Raw genomic sequence first — 14,461 nt, 5'->3', positions numbered from 1 at the left:
CCCGACTCGTCCTAGCGGCGCGGTTCCCAGCGGAACCACCGCTGGACAGCAAACACGCTGATCACGATCCAGGCCAACGTGTTCAGCCCGGCGCCCAGCAGGTCCCCGCCCCCGGCGCTGCCGCTCCAGCCGGCCCGTACGAGCGTCATCACCCCGCTGAGCGGCAGCAGTTCGCACAGTGAGGCCGCGAGGTCGGGCAGCGTGTCCGTGGGGGCGAACAGCCCCGAGCCGAGCACGGTCGCCAGGAACAGCGGCAGCGTGGTGAGGCCGGCGGTCTCCACGGTGCGGGTGAAGGAACTGGTCACCGCGGACAGCGCGGCGAGCATCAGGACGCCGGCGAGGACGGCCGCCACGAGCAGCAGCGGGTTCTGCGGCATGCGCACGTCCAGGGCGGCCGCCCCGGCGACCGCGAGGACGGCGATCTGTGCGAGTGCGAGGGCGGCGGCGGGCAGCGCGGTCCCGGCCAGGATCTCCAGGTCGCTCGCCTCGCCGGTCCGCAGTCGTTTCAGGACGAGCTCCTCGCGGCGGGCGACGTAGGAGGAGACCAGGTTCATGTGGACGACCAGGAGTAGCACCATGCCGATCCCGCCGGTCAGGGTGGCCTCGCCGACGGCCCGGGCGCCCTCGGTGTCGCCGAGGGAGGAGCGCAGGACGAACACCATCAGCAGCGGCATCAGCAGGGCCAGGGTCAGTGTGGCCCGGTTGCGCACCAGCAGGGTGAGCTCGGAGCGGCCGAGTGCGGTGATCCGGCCGGCGTTCAGGGTGGGCGTGTTCATCGGGTCCCCGCCATCGTGTCCTCGGTACGGTCGCCGGCGCCGCGGTGGCTCCGGGCGATCTCCAGGAAGGCCTCCTCCAGCGAGGCCGACCGGGCGTCGAGCCCGGACAGCCGTACGCCGTCCTGCCGGGCCCAGCCGAGCAGCTCGGTCAGGTCCTCCTGGAGCCGTTCGGTACGGATCTCCACGCGCTGCCCGAAGGCCGCCGCCCGCAGGGCCAGCGGGAGCCGGGCCGCGGGCACCCCGTCGGGCAGGGTGAACCGGATCCGGGCGGGCCGGGTGGCGGTCACCTCGGCGGGGGTGCCCGACAGGACGAGCTCGCCCTCGTGGAGGATGGCGAGGCGGTCGGCGAGTTCCTCGGCCTCCTCCAGGTAGTGGGTGGTCAGCAGCACCGTGGTGCCCTGCTCGCGCAGTTCGCGCACCAGGGCCCAGGTGTCCCGGCGCCCTTCGGGGTCCATGCCGGTGGTGGGCTCGTCCAGGAAGAGCACCTCGGGCCGGCCGAGCAGGGCCAGCGCCAGGTCGAGGCGCCGCCGTTCGCCGCCGGACAGCTGCTTGACGCGTACGGAGGACCGTGCGGCCAGGCCGACCAGTTCCAGCACCTCGGCCGCCGGGCGGGCGCCGGTGGTGACACCGCCCCACATCCGCACGGTCTCGGCGACCGACAGGTCGGAGGGGAAGCCGCCCTCCTGGAGCATGACCCCGGTGCGCGGCCGGACCTCGGCCCGCCGGGTGAGCGGGTCGAGGCCGAAGACGCGGACCTGTCCGCCGCTCGGCGCGGCGAGTCCCTCCAGCAGTTCGACGGTGGAGGTCTTGCCCGCGCCGTTGGTTCCCAGCAGGGCGAAGACCTCACCGCGCGCCACGGAGAAGGAGACGCCCCGTACGGCCTCGAATCCTCCGGTGTAGCCGCGGCGCAGGTCCCGGGCTTCGATCACGGTGTCAGTCATGATCCAAGCGTCCCGGCGCCCGGAACGGGTCGGCAGTGCGCGCTGTCATGACCGGCGATGACATTTGTCAGAAGGCCCGGTGCCGGATGCGGCGGAATACGCCGAAGGCCCCGATCGTGATGATCGGGGCCTTCGGCTTACAGAGCGGACGACGCGACTCGAACGCGCGACATCCACCTTGGCAAGGTGGTGCTCTACCAACTGAGCTACGTCCGCAGGCAGTGCACTGCCGAAGCAGCACGTGCATCACTCTACCCGATCCACCGGAGTGGTCGGAAAGTCATGCAGAGCGGGTGACAGGAATCGCACACTGCGCCTTCCCTCTGGAAGAGGGATGTTCTGCTACTGAACTACACCCGCACGACCTCGGAGGCTCTGACCTGCGGCCTCGCCCCTCGGCGTGATCCACACATTAGCCGAAGGGAGGGGGTGGATGGCAAATCGGCCCTCAGTGGGCCGCGTTGTAGGCCTCGTAGATCTTCTTCGGGATGCGGCCCCGGGGCGGCACGTCGTGCTGGTTGGACCGGGCCCAGGCGCGGACGACCGCCGGGTCGGGCGCGACCGAGGTGTGCTTGAAGGTCTTCCCCGAGCGTGACCGGCGGCGGCCGGCGGCCACGAAGGGCGCGAGGCTCTTCCGCAGTTTCTTTGCGTTGGCGGCATTGAGGTCGATCTCGTAGGACTTACCGTCCAGGGCGAACATGACCGTTTCCGCCGCTTCTCCGCCGTCGATGTCGTCGGAGAGCGTGACTACTACGCGCTGCGCCACGGATATCGGTCCCTTCGTGCGACGCCGCCAGCTGCTGACGTGCGGCGATGTCGCCTGTTCGGATGTTTTGGGGCAATGGGGCTTTCGGCCGGAATCCCGGTTGATTCCTTTGTACCGCGATTCCCATTGCATTGCGAAGCTCAGTTAATTCTCTCCGCGTGTCCCGCCGCAATGTCGGGTAGGTGGTTTTCCTGGGGATTTTGCGAAGCGTTGGTGAAGCCGAAACAGCCCGGTGATCAAGGCCCTCGGATATCTACCCGCGTAGAAATTTCGGGCGGGTACGCTGAAGGAACCGCCTTGCACCAACCACCTCATCGGGAGTGCCAGTGGCACGCGTCGTAGTCGACGTCATGCTCAAGCCGGAGATCCTCGACCCCCAGGGCCAGGCGGTGCAGCGTGCACTGCCGCGCCTGGGCTTCGAGGGCATCGCCGACGTCCGTCAGGGGAAGCGCTTCGAACTGGAAGTGGAGGGTCCGGTCGACCAGGCCGCCCTCGACCGCATCCACAAGATGGCCGAAACGTTCCTCGCCAACACCGTCATCGAAGACTTCACCGTGAAGGTCGAGGCCTGACGGTGACCACTCGCATCGGTGTCGTCACGTTCCCCGGAACGCTCGACGACCGTGACTCGCTGCGTGCCGTCCGCCTCGCCGGGGCCGAGCCCGTCTCGCTGTGGCACCGCGACAAGGACCTGCACCAGGTCGACGCGGTCGTCCTCGCGGGCGGCTTCTCCTACGGGGACTACCTGCGCGCCGGGGCCATCTCCCGCTTCTCGCCGGTGATGGAGACCATCATCGAGCAGGCCAGGGCCGGCATGCCGGTCCTCGGCATCTGCAACGGCTTCCAGGTCCTCACCGAGGCCCACCTGCTGCCGGGGGCGATGCTCCGCAACAACCACCTGCACTTCATCTGCCGCGACCAGAAGCTGCGGGTGGAGAACGCGGAGACCGCGTGGACCGGCGACTACACCGCCGGCCAGGAGATCTCCGTACCGCTCAAGAACATGGACGGCCGGTACGTCGCCGACGAGCGCACGCTCGACGAACTGGAGGCCGAGGGCCGCGTGGCCTTCCGGTACCTCGACATGAACCCCAACGGCTCGCTCCGCGACATCGCCGGCATCACCAACGCCGAGGGCAACGTCGTCGGCCTGATGCCGCACCCCGAGCACGCGGTCGAGCCGCTGATCGGGACCGGCCGCACCGACGGCCTCCCGTTCTTCACGTCGGTCCTGAAGAAGCTGGTCAGCGCATGAGCCTCGACACCGTCAAGAACGCCACCAAAACCCCGGACGCCTCCCAGCCCTGGAAGGAGCTCGGCCTCAAGGAGGACGAGTACGCCCGGATCCGGGAGATCCTCGGCCGCCGCCCGACCGGCGCCGAGCTCGCCATGTACTCGGTCATGTGGTCCGAGCACTGCTCGTACAAGAGCAGCAAGGTCCACCTGAAGCAGTTCGGTGAGAAGGTCCCCCAGAACGACGCGATGCTCGTCGGCATCGGCGAGAACGCCGGCGTCGTCGACGTCGGCCAGGGATACGCGGTCACCTTCAAGGTCGAGTCGCACAACCACCCCAGCTACATCGAGCCCTACCAGGGCGCGGCCACCGGCATCGGCGGCATCGTCCGCGACATCCTCGCCATGGGCGCCCGCCCGATCGCCGTCGTCGACCCGCTGCGCTTCGGCGCGGCGGACCACCCCGACACCAAGCGCGTCCTGCCGGGCGTCGTCGCGGGCATCGGCGGCTACGGCAACTGCCTGGGCCTGCCCAACATCGGCGGCGAGGTGGTCTTCGACGCCTGCTACCAGGGCAACCCGCTGGTCAACGCCGGCTGCATCGGTGTCATGAAGCACGAGGACATCCACCTCGCCCAGGCCTCCGGCCCCGGCAACAAGGTCATCCTCTACGGCGCCCGCACCGGCGGCGACGGCATCGGCGGCGTCTCGGTCCTCGCGTCCGAGACCTTCGACGACACGAAGCCGACCAAGCGCCCCGCCGTCCAGGTCGGCGACCCCTTCCAGGAGAAGCTCCTCATCGAGTGCACCCTGGAGATCTTCAAGGAGAAGCTGGTCGCGGGCATCCAGGACCTCGGCGGCGCCGGCCTGTCCTGCGCCACCTCCGAGCTGGCCTCCGCCGGCTCCGGCGGCATGCGCGTCGAGCTCGACACCGTCCCGCTGCGCGACGCGACGCTCTCGCCCGAGGAGATCCTCATGAGCGAGTCGCAGGAGCGCATGTGCGCGATCGTCGAGCCGCAGCACGTCGACCGCTTCATGGAGATCTGCGAGAAGTGGGACGTCATCGCCACCGTCATCGGTGAGGTGACCGACGGCGAGCGCCTGGAGATCTTCTGGCACGGTGAGCAGATCGTGGACGTGCCCCCGGGCACCGTCGCCCACGAGGGCCCGGTCTACCAGCGCCCCTACGCCCGCCCCGAGTGGCAGGACGCCCTCCAGGCGGACGACGCGGGCAAGCTGCCCCGCCCGCAGACCTCCGAGGAGCTGCGCGCGCAGGTGCTGGCCCTGGTCTCCTCCCCGAACCAGGCGTCGAAGTCCTGGGTCACCGACCAGTACGACCGCTTCGTGCAGGGCAACACCGTGCTGTCGCAGCCCGAGGACGCGGGCATGGTCCGCATCGACGAGGAGTCCGACCTCGGCGTCGCCATGGCCACCGACGGCAACGGCCGCTACGCCAAGCTCGACCCGTACACGGGCGCGCAGCTGGCCCTGGCCGAGGCGTACCGCAACGTCGCCGCGACCGGCGCCAAGCCGCTGGCGATCTCCGACTGCCTGAACTTCGGCTCCCCCGAGGACCCGGGCGTCATGTGGCAGTTCGCCGAGGCCACCCGCGGTCTCGCGGACGGCTGCCTGGAACTGGGCACCCCGGTGACCGGCGGCAACGTCTCGCTCTACAACCAGACCGGCGACGTGGCGATCCACCCGACCCCGGTCGTGGCCGTGCTCGGAGTGATCGACGACGTCAACCGCCGTACGCCGATGGCGTTCGCGGAGGCCGGACAGCTGCTCTACCTGCTCGGCGACACCGCCGAGGAGTTCGGCGGCTCGGCCTGGTCCCAGGTCGTCCACGACCACCTCGGCGGCCTGCCACCGAAGGTGGACCTGGGCCGCGAGAAGCTGCTGGCCGAGATCCTGATCTCCGCCTCGCGCGACGGCATGATCGACGCCGCGCACGACCTGTCCGACGGCGGTGTCGTCCAGGCACTGGCCGAGTCCTGCCTCAAGGGCGGCAACGGCGCGCGCGTCGTGGTCCCCGAGGGCCTGGACGCCTTCACGTTCCTGTTCTCCGAGTCCGCGGGCCGCGCCATCGTGGCCGTCCCGCGCAGCGAGGAGCTCCGCTTCACCGACATGTGCGGCGCACGCGGCCTGCCGGTCGCCCGCATCGGCGTGGTGGACGGCGACGAGATCGAGATCCAGGGCGAGTTCAGCCTGCCCCTGGCCGAGCTCCGCGAGGCCCACGAGGCGACGATCCCGGCCCTGCTGGCCTGATCTACGGAGCGAACGGTGCCGGGCCCCGTACGGAATTCCCGTGCGGGGCCCGGCCACGTCACCGCTCCAGCGGCCGTTGCCGTTCCGTGGCACGACCGTCGTATCCGCACCCGTGAGGGCTCCGCATACTGACCGCGTGAGCAGCCGGCCCCGCCTGCGGTCGTGGCGGCCGGCCGGTACCTCCTACACCCTCAGGTGGCGGGCCGAGGAGGAGCAGCGCAAGCAGCGCGCGGCGCAGCGGCCCGGCGGCGCGGGCGGTTCCTGCGGCTCCTCAGGCGGCTGCGGATCCAGCAGTTGCTCCAGCAGTTGCTCCAGCAGCTGCGGTGGCGGCTGCGGTGGCGGCGACTGATCGGGCAGACTCCCGGCATGGCACCCAGGACCCGCAAGTACGACGACACCAGGATCAGAGCGGCCGTGATCGCACAGTTCGACCATGTCGGACGAGCCGTACGGGAGTTGGGCCCCGAGCAGCTGGAGCGCCCCAGCGGGCTCGGGCACTGGAGCGTCGCCGAACTCGCCGCGCACGTGGCCTGGATCGCGGACTCGCTGGCCGTCGGCCTGGCCCGGCCACCCGCCGCCGTCGCCGAGCTGACGGCCGTCGAATGGCCCTTCGCCACCGCCTCCCTCGCCGGGAAGATCTCCGAGGCGGCCCGGGAGACCCTGACCGGGGCCCCGCTGCCCGAGCTGTACGAGCGGGCCGCCGACGCCATGGCCGCGGCGCTCGCGGCGCACCCCGGCGGGCGCGTCCTCCAGCTGTGGGTCGGGGACATGACCCTGGCCGACTTCCTGGTCACCCGGATCGTGGAGCTGGTGGTCCACACCGACGACCTGAACCGGGCGGCCGGGCTGGACATCCCGATCGAGCGGCAGGCCCTGGCCGCCTGCACGCGGCTGCTCGCCGACTCCCTCGCCCTGAAGGCCCCGGGCGGTTCGGTCGAGGTGCGGATCCCGCCCTTCGCGGTGGTCCAGTGCATCGAGGGCCCGCGCCACACCCGCGGCACTCCGCCGAACGTCGTGGAGACCGACCCGCTGACCTGGATCCGGCTCGCGACCGGCCGTACGACCTGGTCCGAGGCGCTCGACGCGGCGCGGGTGCGGGCCGGCGGTGAGCGGGCCGATCTCTCGGCGCTGCTCCCGCTGATGAGCTGAGCGGGGGCGCTGCCGTGGTGGAACCGACCGGAGATCCCGTTCGTCCCAGGGGCATGCGTACCCTCCGGCACGTCTCCGTCCCCGGCCCCGCCGGGCCGGCCCTCGTCCTCGTCCTCGCGCTCGCCGCGACCGGCTGCGGCCGGGCCGAGCAGCACGGCGCGGGCGCGATGCTCCCCGACCCCGTCGGCCGCTGGGCCGTCGAATCCCTGACCACGGGCGGCCGCACCCTGCACGCCCCCGGAACGGCCCGACTCGACCTCGGCGAGAAGAAAGCCGAGGGCAACTACGGCTGCAACGGCTTCACCGCTGCCGTCTCCTTCGCCGGCACCTCCGCGGTGACCGTGACCCCCGGCGCCACGACCGCCATGGCCTGCCCGGACATGGAGTTCGAGACGGCCTTCGCCAAGCTGTTCACCGGGCGGCTGACCATCGACCGGGGGCCCGACCGGCTCACCCTGAAGACCGCCGACGGGAGCACGATCGCGATGACCTCGGAGCCGGTGGTCCCGGACGCGCCGCTCACCGCCGTCGAGTGGACCGTGCAGTCCCTGATCAGCGGCGGTTCGGTGTCCTCGCTGCCCGCCGGGGCCGCCGGTCCGGCGCGGTTCACCATCGCCGCCGACCTGTCCGTGAGCGGGACCCTCGGCTGCAACCGGTTCAGTGCCCAGGTCACCCGCGACGGCGACCGGCTCACCTTCGGGCCGCTCACCACCACGCGGATGGCGTGCGACGGCCCGGCGGGCGAGGTCGAGGCGAAGCTGACCGAGCTGTTCGAGAGCGGCCCGCTCCTCTCCCGGATCGAGGGCCGTCGGCTGACCCTCACCGCCGCGGACGGCAAGGGCCTGATCGCGGAGGCGCCCTCCGACGCCGAATAGCGCGGCCGGACCGGCCCGCGCACGAGGTTCGGCAGGCGCGACGGGCGGCGGCCCCGGGAGGCCCGGAACTCCCGCTCCGCGGGACCCGCCGACGGGGTCCCGGCAGCCTGTGCGGGCAGCTCCCGGCCCCGCGGCAGTGGCCGCCGCGGCGACACCGACGGCGCCCGTGAAGGCACCCTGGGGACAGCTCGTTCTCGTACGAAGACACAGGGGCTCCCGGGCGCGGTCCGCCGGCCGGCTGCGGACGGGGCGCGGGTCGGCGCGCGGCGCGGCGGAGCGGGCCGGAGCGGGCCGGGGCGGATGGGAAGAGGGAAAAGGAGAGGAAGAGTTGTGGCGACGCGCGGCAGCGGCAGTGGGCGCTCCCGACACGGACCGGGTCCACGGGCCGGCGCCCGACGAGGGTGACGGCGCGGTCACCGAGAGGCCGCATGGATCGAGAGCCTGTACGAATGTCTTCGTAGATGTCGACAAGGTGATCCGCATACCGAGACGGAGGCGTGCCGTCACCCTCTGTGCTGTGACATTTCCCGGCCGTCCCCAATTCGGACCAGTGGTCGATCTCGCCTACACTCGGGAGCGTGCCTCGTGGTGATGGACGACTCAACCACGACCTGCTCCCCGGCGAAAAGGGCCCCCAGGACGCTTGTGGCGTCTTCGGTGTCTGGGCTCCGGGTGAAGAGGTCGCCAAGCTCACCTACTTCGGACTGTATGCGCTGCAGCACCGTGGACAAGAGTCCGCGGGAATCGCTGTGAGCAACGGTTCCCAGATCCTCGTCTTCAAGGACATGGGCCTCGTATCCCAGGTCTTCGACGAAACCTCCCTCGGTTCGCTCCAAGGTCATATCGCGGTCGGTCACGCCCGCTATTCGACCACCGGCGCGTCCGTCTGGGAGAACGCGCAGCCCACTTTCCGCGCGACCGCCCACGGCTCCCTGGCCCTGGGACACAACGGCAACCTGGTGAACACCGCCGAGCTCGCCGAGATGGTCGCCGACCTCCCCCGTCAGGACGGCCGTGCCACCCAGGTGGCCGCCACCAATGACACCGACCTGGTCACGGCCCTGCTGGCCGGCCAGGTGGACGCGGACGGCAAGCCGCTGACCATCGAGGAGTCCGCCCGCGTGGTGCTCCCGAAGGTCAAGGGCGCCTTCTCGCTGGTGTTCATGGACGAGGGGACCCTCTACACCGCCCGTGACCCGCAGGGCATCCGCCCGCTGGTCCTCGGCCGCCTGGAGCGCGGCTGGGTGGTGGCGAGCGAGACCGCCGCCCTCGACATCTGCGGCGCCAGCTTCGTCCGCGAGGTCGAGCCGGGTGAACTCGTCGCCATCGACGAGAACGGTCTGCGCACCTCCCGATTCGCGGAAGCGAAGCCCAAGGGCTGTGTCTTCGAGTACGTCTACCTGGCGCGCCCGGACACCGACATCGCCGGCCGGAACGTCTACCTCTCGCGTGTCGAGATGGGTCGGCGCCTGGCCAAGGAAGCCCCGGTCGAGGCCGACCTGGTGATAGCGACGCCGGAATCCGGCACGCCCGCCGCGGTCGGATATGCCGAGGCCAGCGGGATTCCGTACGGATCGGGCCTGGTCAAGAACGCCTACGTCGGCCGGACCTTCATCCAGCCCTCGCAGACGATCCGCCAGCTCGGCATCCGTCTGAAGCTCAACCCCCTCAAGGAAGTCATCCGGGGCAAGCGCCTGGTGGTCGTCGACGACTCGATCGTCCGCGGCAACACCCAGCGCGCCCTGGTCAAGATGCTCCGCGAGGCCGGCGCGGCCGAGGTCCACATCCGGATCTCCTCGCCGCCGGTGAAGTGGCCGTGCTTCTTCGGCATCGACTTCGCCACCCGGGCCGAGCTGATCGCCAACGGCATGACGGTCGACGAGATCGCCACCTCGCTGGGCGCTGACTCCCTCTCCTACATCTCGCTCGACTCGATGATCGAGGCGACGACGATCCAGAAGCCGAACCTCTGCCGTGCCTGCTTCGACGGCGAGTACCCGATGGAGCTCCCCGACCCGCAGCTCCTCGGCAAGCAGCTCCTGGAGACCGAGCTGGCCGGCGGCGCGGACGCCGCCGACGCGCTCCGTCGCCCGTAGAGTCCCCGGCTCGACCTGCGCGGGGCCCTGTCTTTCAGGCTTTTCCCAGGGCCCCGCACCAACCGCAGTAACGACACGAAAGCTCTCTCCTGTCATGACAGAGAAGACCACCGGTGCCAGCTACGCAGCCGCGGGCGTCGACATCGAAGCGGGAGACCGCGCCGTCGAGCTGATGAAGGAGTGGGTGAAGAAGACGCAGCGCCCCGAGGTCCTCGGCGGCCTCGGCGGTTTCGCCGGCCTCTTCGACGCCTCCGCCCTCAAGCGGTACGAGCGTCCCCTGCTCGCCTCGGCCACCGACGGGGTCGGCACCAAGGTGGACATCGCCCGCCAGATGGGCGTGTACGACACCATCGGCCACGACCTGGTCGCGATGGTCATGGACGACATCGTCGTCTGCGGCGCCGAGCCGCTCTTCATGACCGACTACATCTGCGTCGGCAAGGTGCACCCCGAGCGTGTCGCCGCCATCGTCAAGGGCATCGCCGAGGGCTGTGTCCTCGCCGGCTGCGCCCTGGTGGGCGGCGAGACCGCCGAGCACCCCGGCCTGCTGGGCCCGGACGACTTCGACGTGGCGGGCGCCGGCACCGGCGTCGTCGAGTACGACCGTCTGCTCGGCGCGGATCGCATCCGTACGGGGGACGCCGTCATCGCGATGGCTTCGTCCGGCCTTCACTCGAACGGGTACTCGCTGGTCCGGCACGTCCTCTTCGACCGCGCCGGGATGTCCCTCGACGCTCACGTGGCGGAACTCGGCCGGACCCTCGGCGAGGAACTGCTCGAACCCACCAAGATCTACTCGCTCGACTGCATGGCCCTCACCCGGACGGCCGAGGTGCACGCGTACTCGCACATCACCGGCGGCGGCCTCGCGGCCAACCTGGCCCGGGTGATCCCGGACCACCTGCACGCCACCGTCGACCGTGCGACCTGGACGCCCGGCGCGATCTTCGACCTGGTCGGCAAGGCCGGGCAGGTGGAGCAGCTGGAGCTGGAGAAGACCCTGAACATGGGCGTCGGCATGATGGCCGTGGTGCCGCAGGAGTCGGTGGACGTGGCGCTGACCGCGCTGGCCGACCGGGGCGTGGACGCCTGGGTCGCGGGCGAGATCCTGGACCGCGGCGACCGCACCGAGGGCGCGACCCTCACCGGTTCCTACGCGAGCTGAGCAGCACTGAAACCCGGCCCGGGGCTACGCCCTGGACCGGGTTTCAGTCTTTTGTGTGTCGTGCAGACGCCTCAGGGCGTCAAGCGCCGCGACGCTGTGCCGACGGACCGGACTCGTCGTCCTCGTCGTCGTCATCGCTGTTGTAGAGGTCCGCGTACCGAGCGTACGGGTCGTCCTCGTCCAGCTCGTCGTCGTCCACCTCGACCGGCTCGCTGACAGACAGCGGTTCTGCGGTCGATGCGCCCAGCTCGTTGGCCAGACGCGACAAGTCAGTCCCGCCGCTGCTGTACTTCAGCTGGCGGGCGACCTTGGTCTGCTTGGCCTTTGCCCGGCCGCGCCCCATGGCTCGACCCCCTCGGTGACGGGGCTCGACGGCCCCAGAGTCTGACACGCGTTCATGGTTCGGAGCGGGCTCTCCGTGGAGAGACCGTCCGTAGGGGTTTAACGGTACCTGCTTCCGCGGCCATACGGTACGCCGCCCGCATGACGCGCCCCGGTGCAGAACCAACAAGGCGCCCCGTCCTCGCTGGTCAGCTGCGATTTTAACCCTTTCCTGGCGGGCGACCCGCCGAAGTGCAGTGAGTTCCGTCTCGCCGCACCCCGGCGGGCCTCGCGAAGGGCTCCTCAGGAGGCCGTCACCGGGAGGGTGCGGCGGCCGTCGGCCATCCGCTGCTCGGCGATCCGGTCGGCGGCGGCGGCCGGCGGGATGCCGTCCGACTTCGCACGAGCGAAGATTTCGAGCGTGGTGTCGAAGATCTTCGTGGCCTGCACCTTGCACCGGTCGAAGTCGAAGCCGTGCAGCTCGTCGGCGACCTGGATGACACCGCCCGCGTTGACCACGTAGTCCGGGGCGTAGAGGATGCCGCGGTCCGCGAGGTCCTTCTCGATGCCCTGGTGGGCGAGCTGGTTGTTGGCCGCGCCGCACACGATCGTGGCGGTGAGGGCCGGGACCGTCTCGTCGTTCAGGGCGCCGCCGAGTGCGCACGGGGCGTAGATGTCGAGGCCCTCGACGCGGATCAGCGCGTCCGTGTCGGCGACCGCGGTGACCTTGCCCGGGTGCTTGTCGAGGATCCGCTGCACCGACTCCTGGCGGACGTCGGTGATCACGACCTCGGCGCCGTCCTCCAGCAGGTGCTCCACCAGGTAGTGGCCGACCTTGCCGACGCCCGCGACGCCGACCTTGCGGCCGCGCAGGGTCGGGTCGCCCCACAGGTGCTGCGCGCTGGCGCGCATGCCCTGGAAGACGCCGTAGGCGGTGAGCACCGAGGAGTCGCCGGCGCCGCCGTTCTCGGGGGAGCGGCCGGTGGCCCAGCGGGTCTCTCGTGCGACGACGTCCATGTCGGCGACGAAGGTGCCGACGTCGCAGGCGGTGACGTAACGGCCGCCGAGGGACTCCACGAAACGGCCGTAGGCCTCAAGGAGTTCCTCGGTCTTGATGACGTCGGGGTCACCGATGATCACGGCCTTGCCGCCGCCGAGGCCGAGACCGGCCATGGCGTTCTTGTAGGACATGCCGCGCGAGAGGTTGAGCGCGTCGCGCACGGCCTCCTCGTCCGAGGCGTAGGCGTGGAAACGCGTACCACCGAGGGCGGGGCCCAGGGCGGTGGAGTGGATTGCGATGACGGCTTTCAGGCCGGTGGCTCGGTCCTGGCACAGCACGACTTGCTCGTGGCCGCCCTGCTCCGTGCGGAACAGGGTGTGCAGGACGCCGTCGGTCATTTCGGTCACGGTGGTGACTCCCATGGAAGAGATGCGGCGGGAAGACGCCCCCCTGCGGGTGGGGGAGGACGTGCTGGGAGCAGAGTAAGACCTGTGGGCCGGATGGGGGCCATCTGTCCGGGGATCGAAACACTCCCGGAGTACGGGAGGCGGTCCGCGCCCTTCCGCCCGCGGGCCGGAGGTGAACCGGGCCCCTGAAGAGGGGAGTACGAGAGGGTGACCGAATACCCCGAACCCCTGCTGCCCTCCGCACGCTCGGCGCCGACCGTGCCGTACGCCTCCTACCTGCGCGTTTACGAGCCCCTGGCGGCTTTCGCGGAGCCGGAGCGCACGCACTGGGCCGCGTACGCCCGGCGCGGGACGGCCCCGACGGCTCAGGACGAACTGCGCCGGTCGCTGGCGGAACTGGTGCGGGTCCCCCTGGTGGGGGTGCCGGCCCACGAGAGCGCCGACGCGTTCACCGCGGAGGTCGACGGGGTGCTGCTGGTCTGTCCCTGGCGCACCCGCCTGCGCGGCTGGCTGGCACTGGAGGAGCTGGTCGAGCAGTTCCCCCTGCCCGTGCTGGACGCGGCGCTGCCGCCGGGGGCGCGCCGTCGGGCCGCCGCGGAGTACGAGCGCTGGCGCGAGCGGAACCCGGACGCGCGCCCCTGGATCCGTACGGGGGTGTGGCAGATCCCGCTGCGCTGGTTCGTGCTGGTGGCGGACGATGAGCGGGAGTACGTGCAGGGGGAGCGGCTGCGCTACCGGACGCCGATGGTGCAGGCGCGCCGGCGCCTCGCCCGGGCCCTGCGGACGCTGCGCGCCGCGGAGGGGTACGGGATGCTCGCCGAAGGGCTGGTCGAGGTGGGGAGCTGGCTGGAGGAGTTCCATCCGCGGTCGATGGTCGAGCTGGACTACGGCGGGCTGGTGCACGCCCTGCCGGCGGACCGGCTGGCGGCCGACCGCTCGGCGGCGGATCTCGCGGCGGGTGTCGAGGCCCTGCGGGCGGGTGACGCCGAGGGTGCGGCGGAGGCGTACGGGGGCCTCGCGGAGCGGTGGCGGGCCGTCCGCGAGCGGCTTTTTGCGAATTAGGCCGAAAACCGCCGCTGTGGCCGGTTTCACCTTTCGGAGGTCCGTACGTACCGTCGCGTATCGGTCGTTCGGTCAAAACTGGCTGATCAGAGGCCTGACTGTGGCATTTGGGACGTAGTGCCAGGACCTACGTCCCGATACGGGCCATTGGCCCAAGGGTGACGGACCGCACTAACCACACCCTTGCGCCCTTCCCCTACCCTCGTGCCAAAATAGGACAAGGAGTCCGGGGAGGGTTCCTTCCGCCCAACTAAGGGCGGAATGCTCGGCATTGCACTCTACGGGGGGTCTGACGACTCCTGATCGCTCTGTGACTGATCGTCACAGTGGGGTGACTGTCCGTTATGGGACGGTCCATCGGGCTTCCGCCGCTGATGAACACCTCGGAGGGCAATTCCGTCG

14 protein-coding genes and 2 tRNA genes are annotated in these 14,461 nt (G+C 70.7%); 9 read left to right on the top strand and 7 right to left on the bottom strand.

Translation table 11 applies throughout. The features are described from left to right. Positions 1-11: 11 nt before the first annotated feature. The 5 genes from ACIPXC_RS26440 to ACIPXC_RS26420 all read right to left on the bottom strand — a co-directional run bounded on the left by ACIPXC_RS26440 (position 12) and on the right by ACIPXC_RS26420 (position 2,483). The gene (locus ACIPXC_RS26440) at positions 12-776 is read right to left on the bottom strand and encodes an ABC transporter permease (RefSeq protein WP_401623023.1); all 765 of its coding nucleotides are present in this window, start codon (positions 774-776) and stop codon (positions 12-14) included. Then, a complete protein-coding gene (locus ACIPXC_RS26435; RefSeq protein ID WP_401623020.1) occupies positions 773-1,717 on the bottom strand; it encodes an ABC transporter ATP-binding protein in 945 nt (314 codons plus the stop codon). Before ACIPXC_RS26435 ends, ACIPXC_RS26440 begins: the two co-directional genes overlap by 4 nt. Positions 1,718-1,860: 143 nt before the next feature. Beyond that, positions 1,861-1,933: transfer RNA gene (locus ACIPXC_RS26430), tRNA-Gly, on the bottom strand. A 72-nt stretch (positions 1,934-2,005) separates the two neighbouring features. Continuing rightward, positions 2,006-2,077, bottom strand: a tRNA-Gly gene (locus ACIPXC_RS26425). A gap of 88 nt (positions 2,078-2,165) precedes the next feature. Further along, entirely contained in the window at positions 2,166-2,483 is a 318-nt protein-coding gene (locus ACIPXC_RS26420) for an Lsr2 family protein (protein ID WP_037920109.1), read from the bottom strand. 320 nt (positions 2,484-2,803) lie between these two features. On the opposite strand from ACIPXC_RS26420, the gene purS reads away from it, so the two are divergent. From purS to purM, 8 genes are all read left to right on the top strand, one after another. Further along, on the top strand, positions 2,804-3,055 hold the full coding sequence (gene purS, locus ACIPXC_RS26415) for a phosphoribosylformylglycinamidine synthase subunit PurS (protein WP_008740952.1): 252 nt from the start codon (positions 2,804-2,806) through the stop codon (positions 3,053-3,055). Between the two features lie 2 nt (positions 3,056-3,057). Then, positions 3,058-3,738 carry a phosphoribosylformylglycinamidine synthase subunit PurQ gene (gene purQ, locus ACIPXC_RS26410; RefSeq protein ID WP_046777515.1) on the top strand — a complete coding sequence of 227 codons (681 nt, stop codon included), beginning with the start codon at positions 3,058-3,060 and terminating at the stop codon, positions 3,736-3,738. Beyond that, positions 3,735-5,984, top strand: coding sequence for a phosphoribosylformylglycinamidine synthase subunit PurL (gene purL / locus ACIPXC_RS26405; RefSeq protein ID WP_401623015.1), 2,250 nt, complete (start codon positions 3,735-3,737; stop codon positions 5,982-5,984). The genes purQ and purL overlap by 4 nt, the downstream gene beginning before the upstream one ends. A 136-nt stretch (positions 5,985-6,120) precedes the next feature. Beyond that, positions 6,121-6,333, top strand: a complete 213-nt coding sequence (locus ACIPXC_RS26400; protein WP_401623012.1) for a hypothetical protein — start codon at positions 6,121-6,123, stop codon at positions 6,331-6,333. A gap of 17 nt (positions 6,334-6,350) precedes the next feature. After that, positions 6,351-7,133, top strand: a complete 783-nt coding sequence (locus tag ACIPXC_RS26395) for a sterol carrier family protein (protein WP_401623009.1) — start codon at positions 6,351-6,353, stop codon at positions 7,131-7,133. A 53-nt stretch (positions 7,134-7,186) separates the two neighbouring features. Next, positions 7,187-8,008, top strand: coding sequence for an META domain-containing protein (locus tag ACIPXC_RS26390; protein WP_401623006.1), 822 nt, complete (start codon positions 7,187-7,189; stop codon positions 8,006-8,008). A 578-nt stretch (positions 8,009-8,586) separates the two neighbouring features. Beyond that, positions 8,587-10,104, top strand: a complete 1,518-nt coding sequence (gene purF, locus ACIPXC_RS26385; RefSeq protein ID WP_046777511.1) for an amidophosphoribosyltransferase — start codon at positions 8,587-8,589, stop codon at positions 10,102-10,104. Between the two features lie 94 nt (positions 10,105-10,198). Then, a complete protein-coding gene (gene purM / locus ACIPXC_RS26380) occupies positions 10,199-11,269 on the top strand; it encodes a phosphoribosylformylglycinamidine cyclo-ligase (RefSeq protein ID WP_401623002.1) in 1,071 nt (356 codons plus the stop codon). 79 nt (positions 11,270-11,348) lie between these two features. Here the strand turns inward: purM and ACIPXC_RS26375 are convergent, their stop codons facing one another. Beyond that, entirely contained in the window at positions 11,349-11,660 is a 312-nt protein-coding gene (locus ACIPXC_RS26375) for a DUF3073 family protein (RefSeq protein ID WP_304949879.1), read from the bottom strand. Between the two features lie 233 nt (positions 11,661-11,893). Next, positions 11,894-13,012 carry a Leu/Phe/Val dehydrogenase gene (locus ACIPXC_RS26370; RefSeq protein WP_401622998.1) on the bottom strand — a complete coding sequence of 373 codons (1,119 nt, stop codon included), beginning with the start codon at positions 13,010-13,012 and terminating at the stop codon, positions 11,894-11,896. A 192-nt stretch (positions 13,013-13,204) separates the two neighbouring features. On the opposite strand from ACIPXC_RS26370, the gene ACIPXC_RS26365 reads away from it, so the two are divergent. Then, positions 13,205-14,059, top strand: coding sequence for a hypothetical protein (locus tag ACIPXC_RS26365; RefSeq protein WP_401622995.1), 855 nt, complete (start codon positions 13,205-13,207; stop codon positions 14,057-14,059). The last annotated feature ends 402 nt before the right edge of the window (positions 14,060-14,461 follow it).

The organism is Streptomyces sp. NPDC090021, assembly GCF_044748225.1.
GTDB lineage: Bacteria > Actinomycetota > Actinomycetes > Streptomycetales > Streptomycetaceae > Streptomyces.
This window is presented reverse-complemented; position numbering and strand designations above follow the sequence as displayed.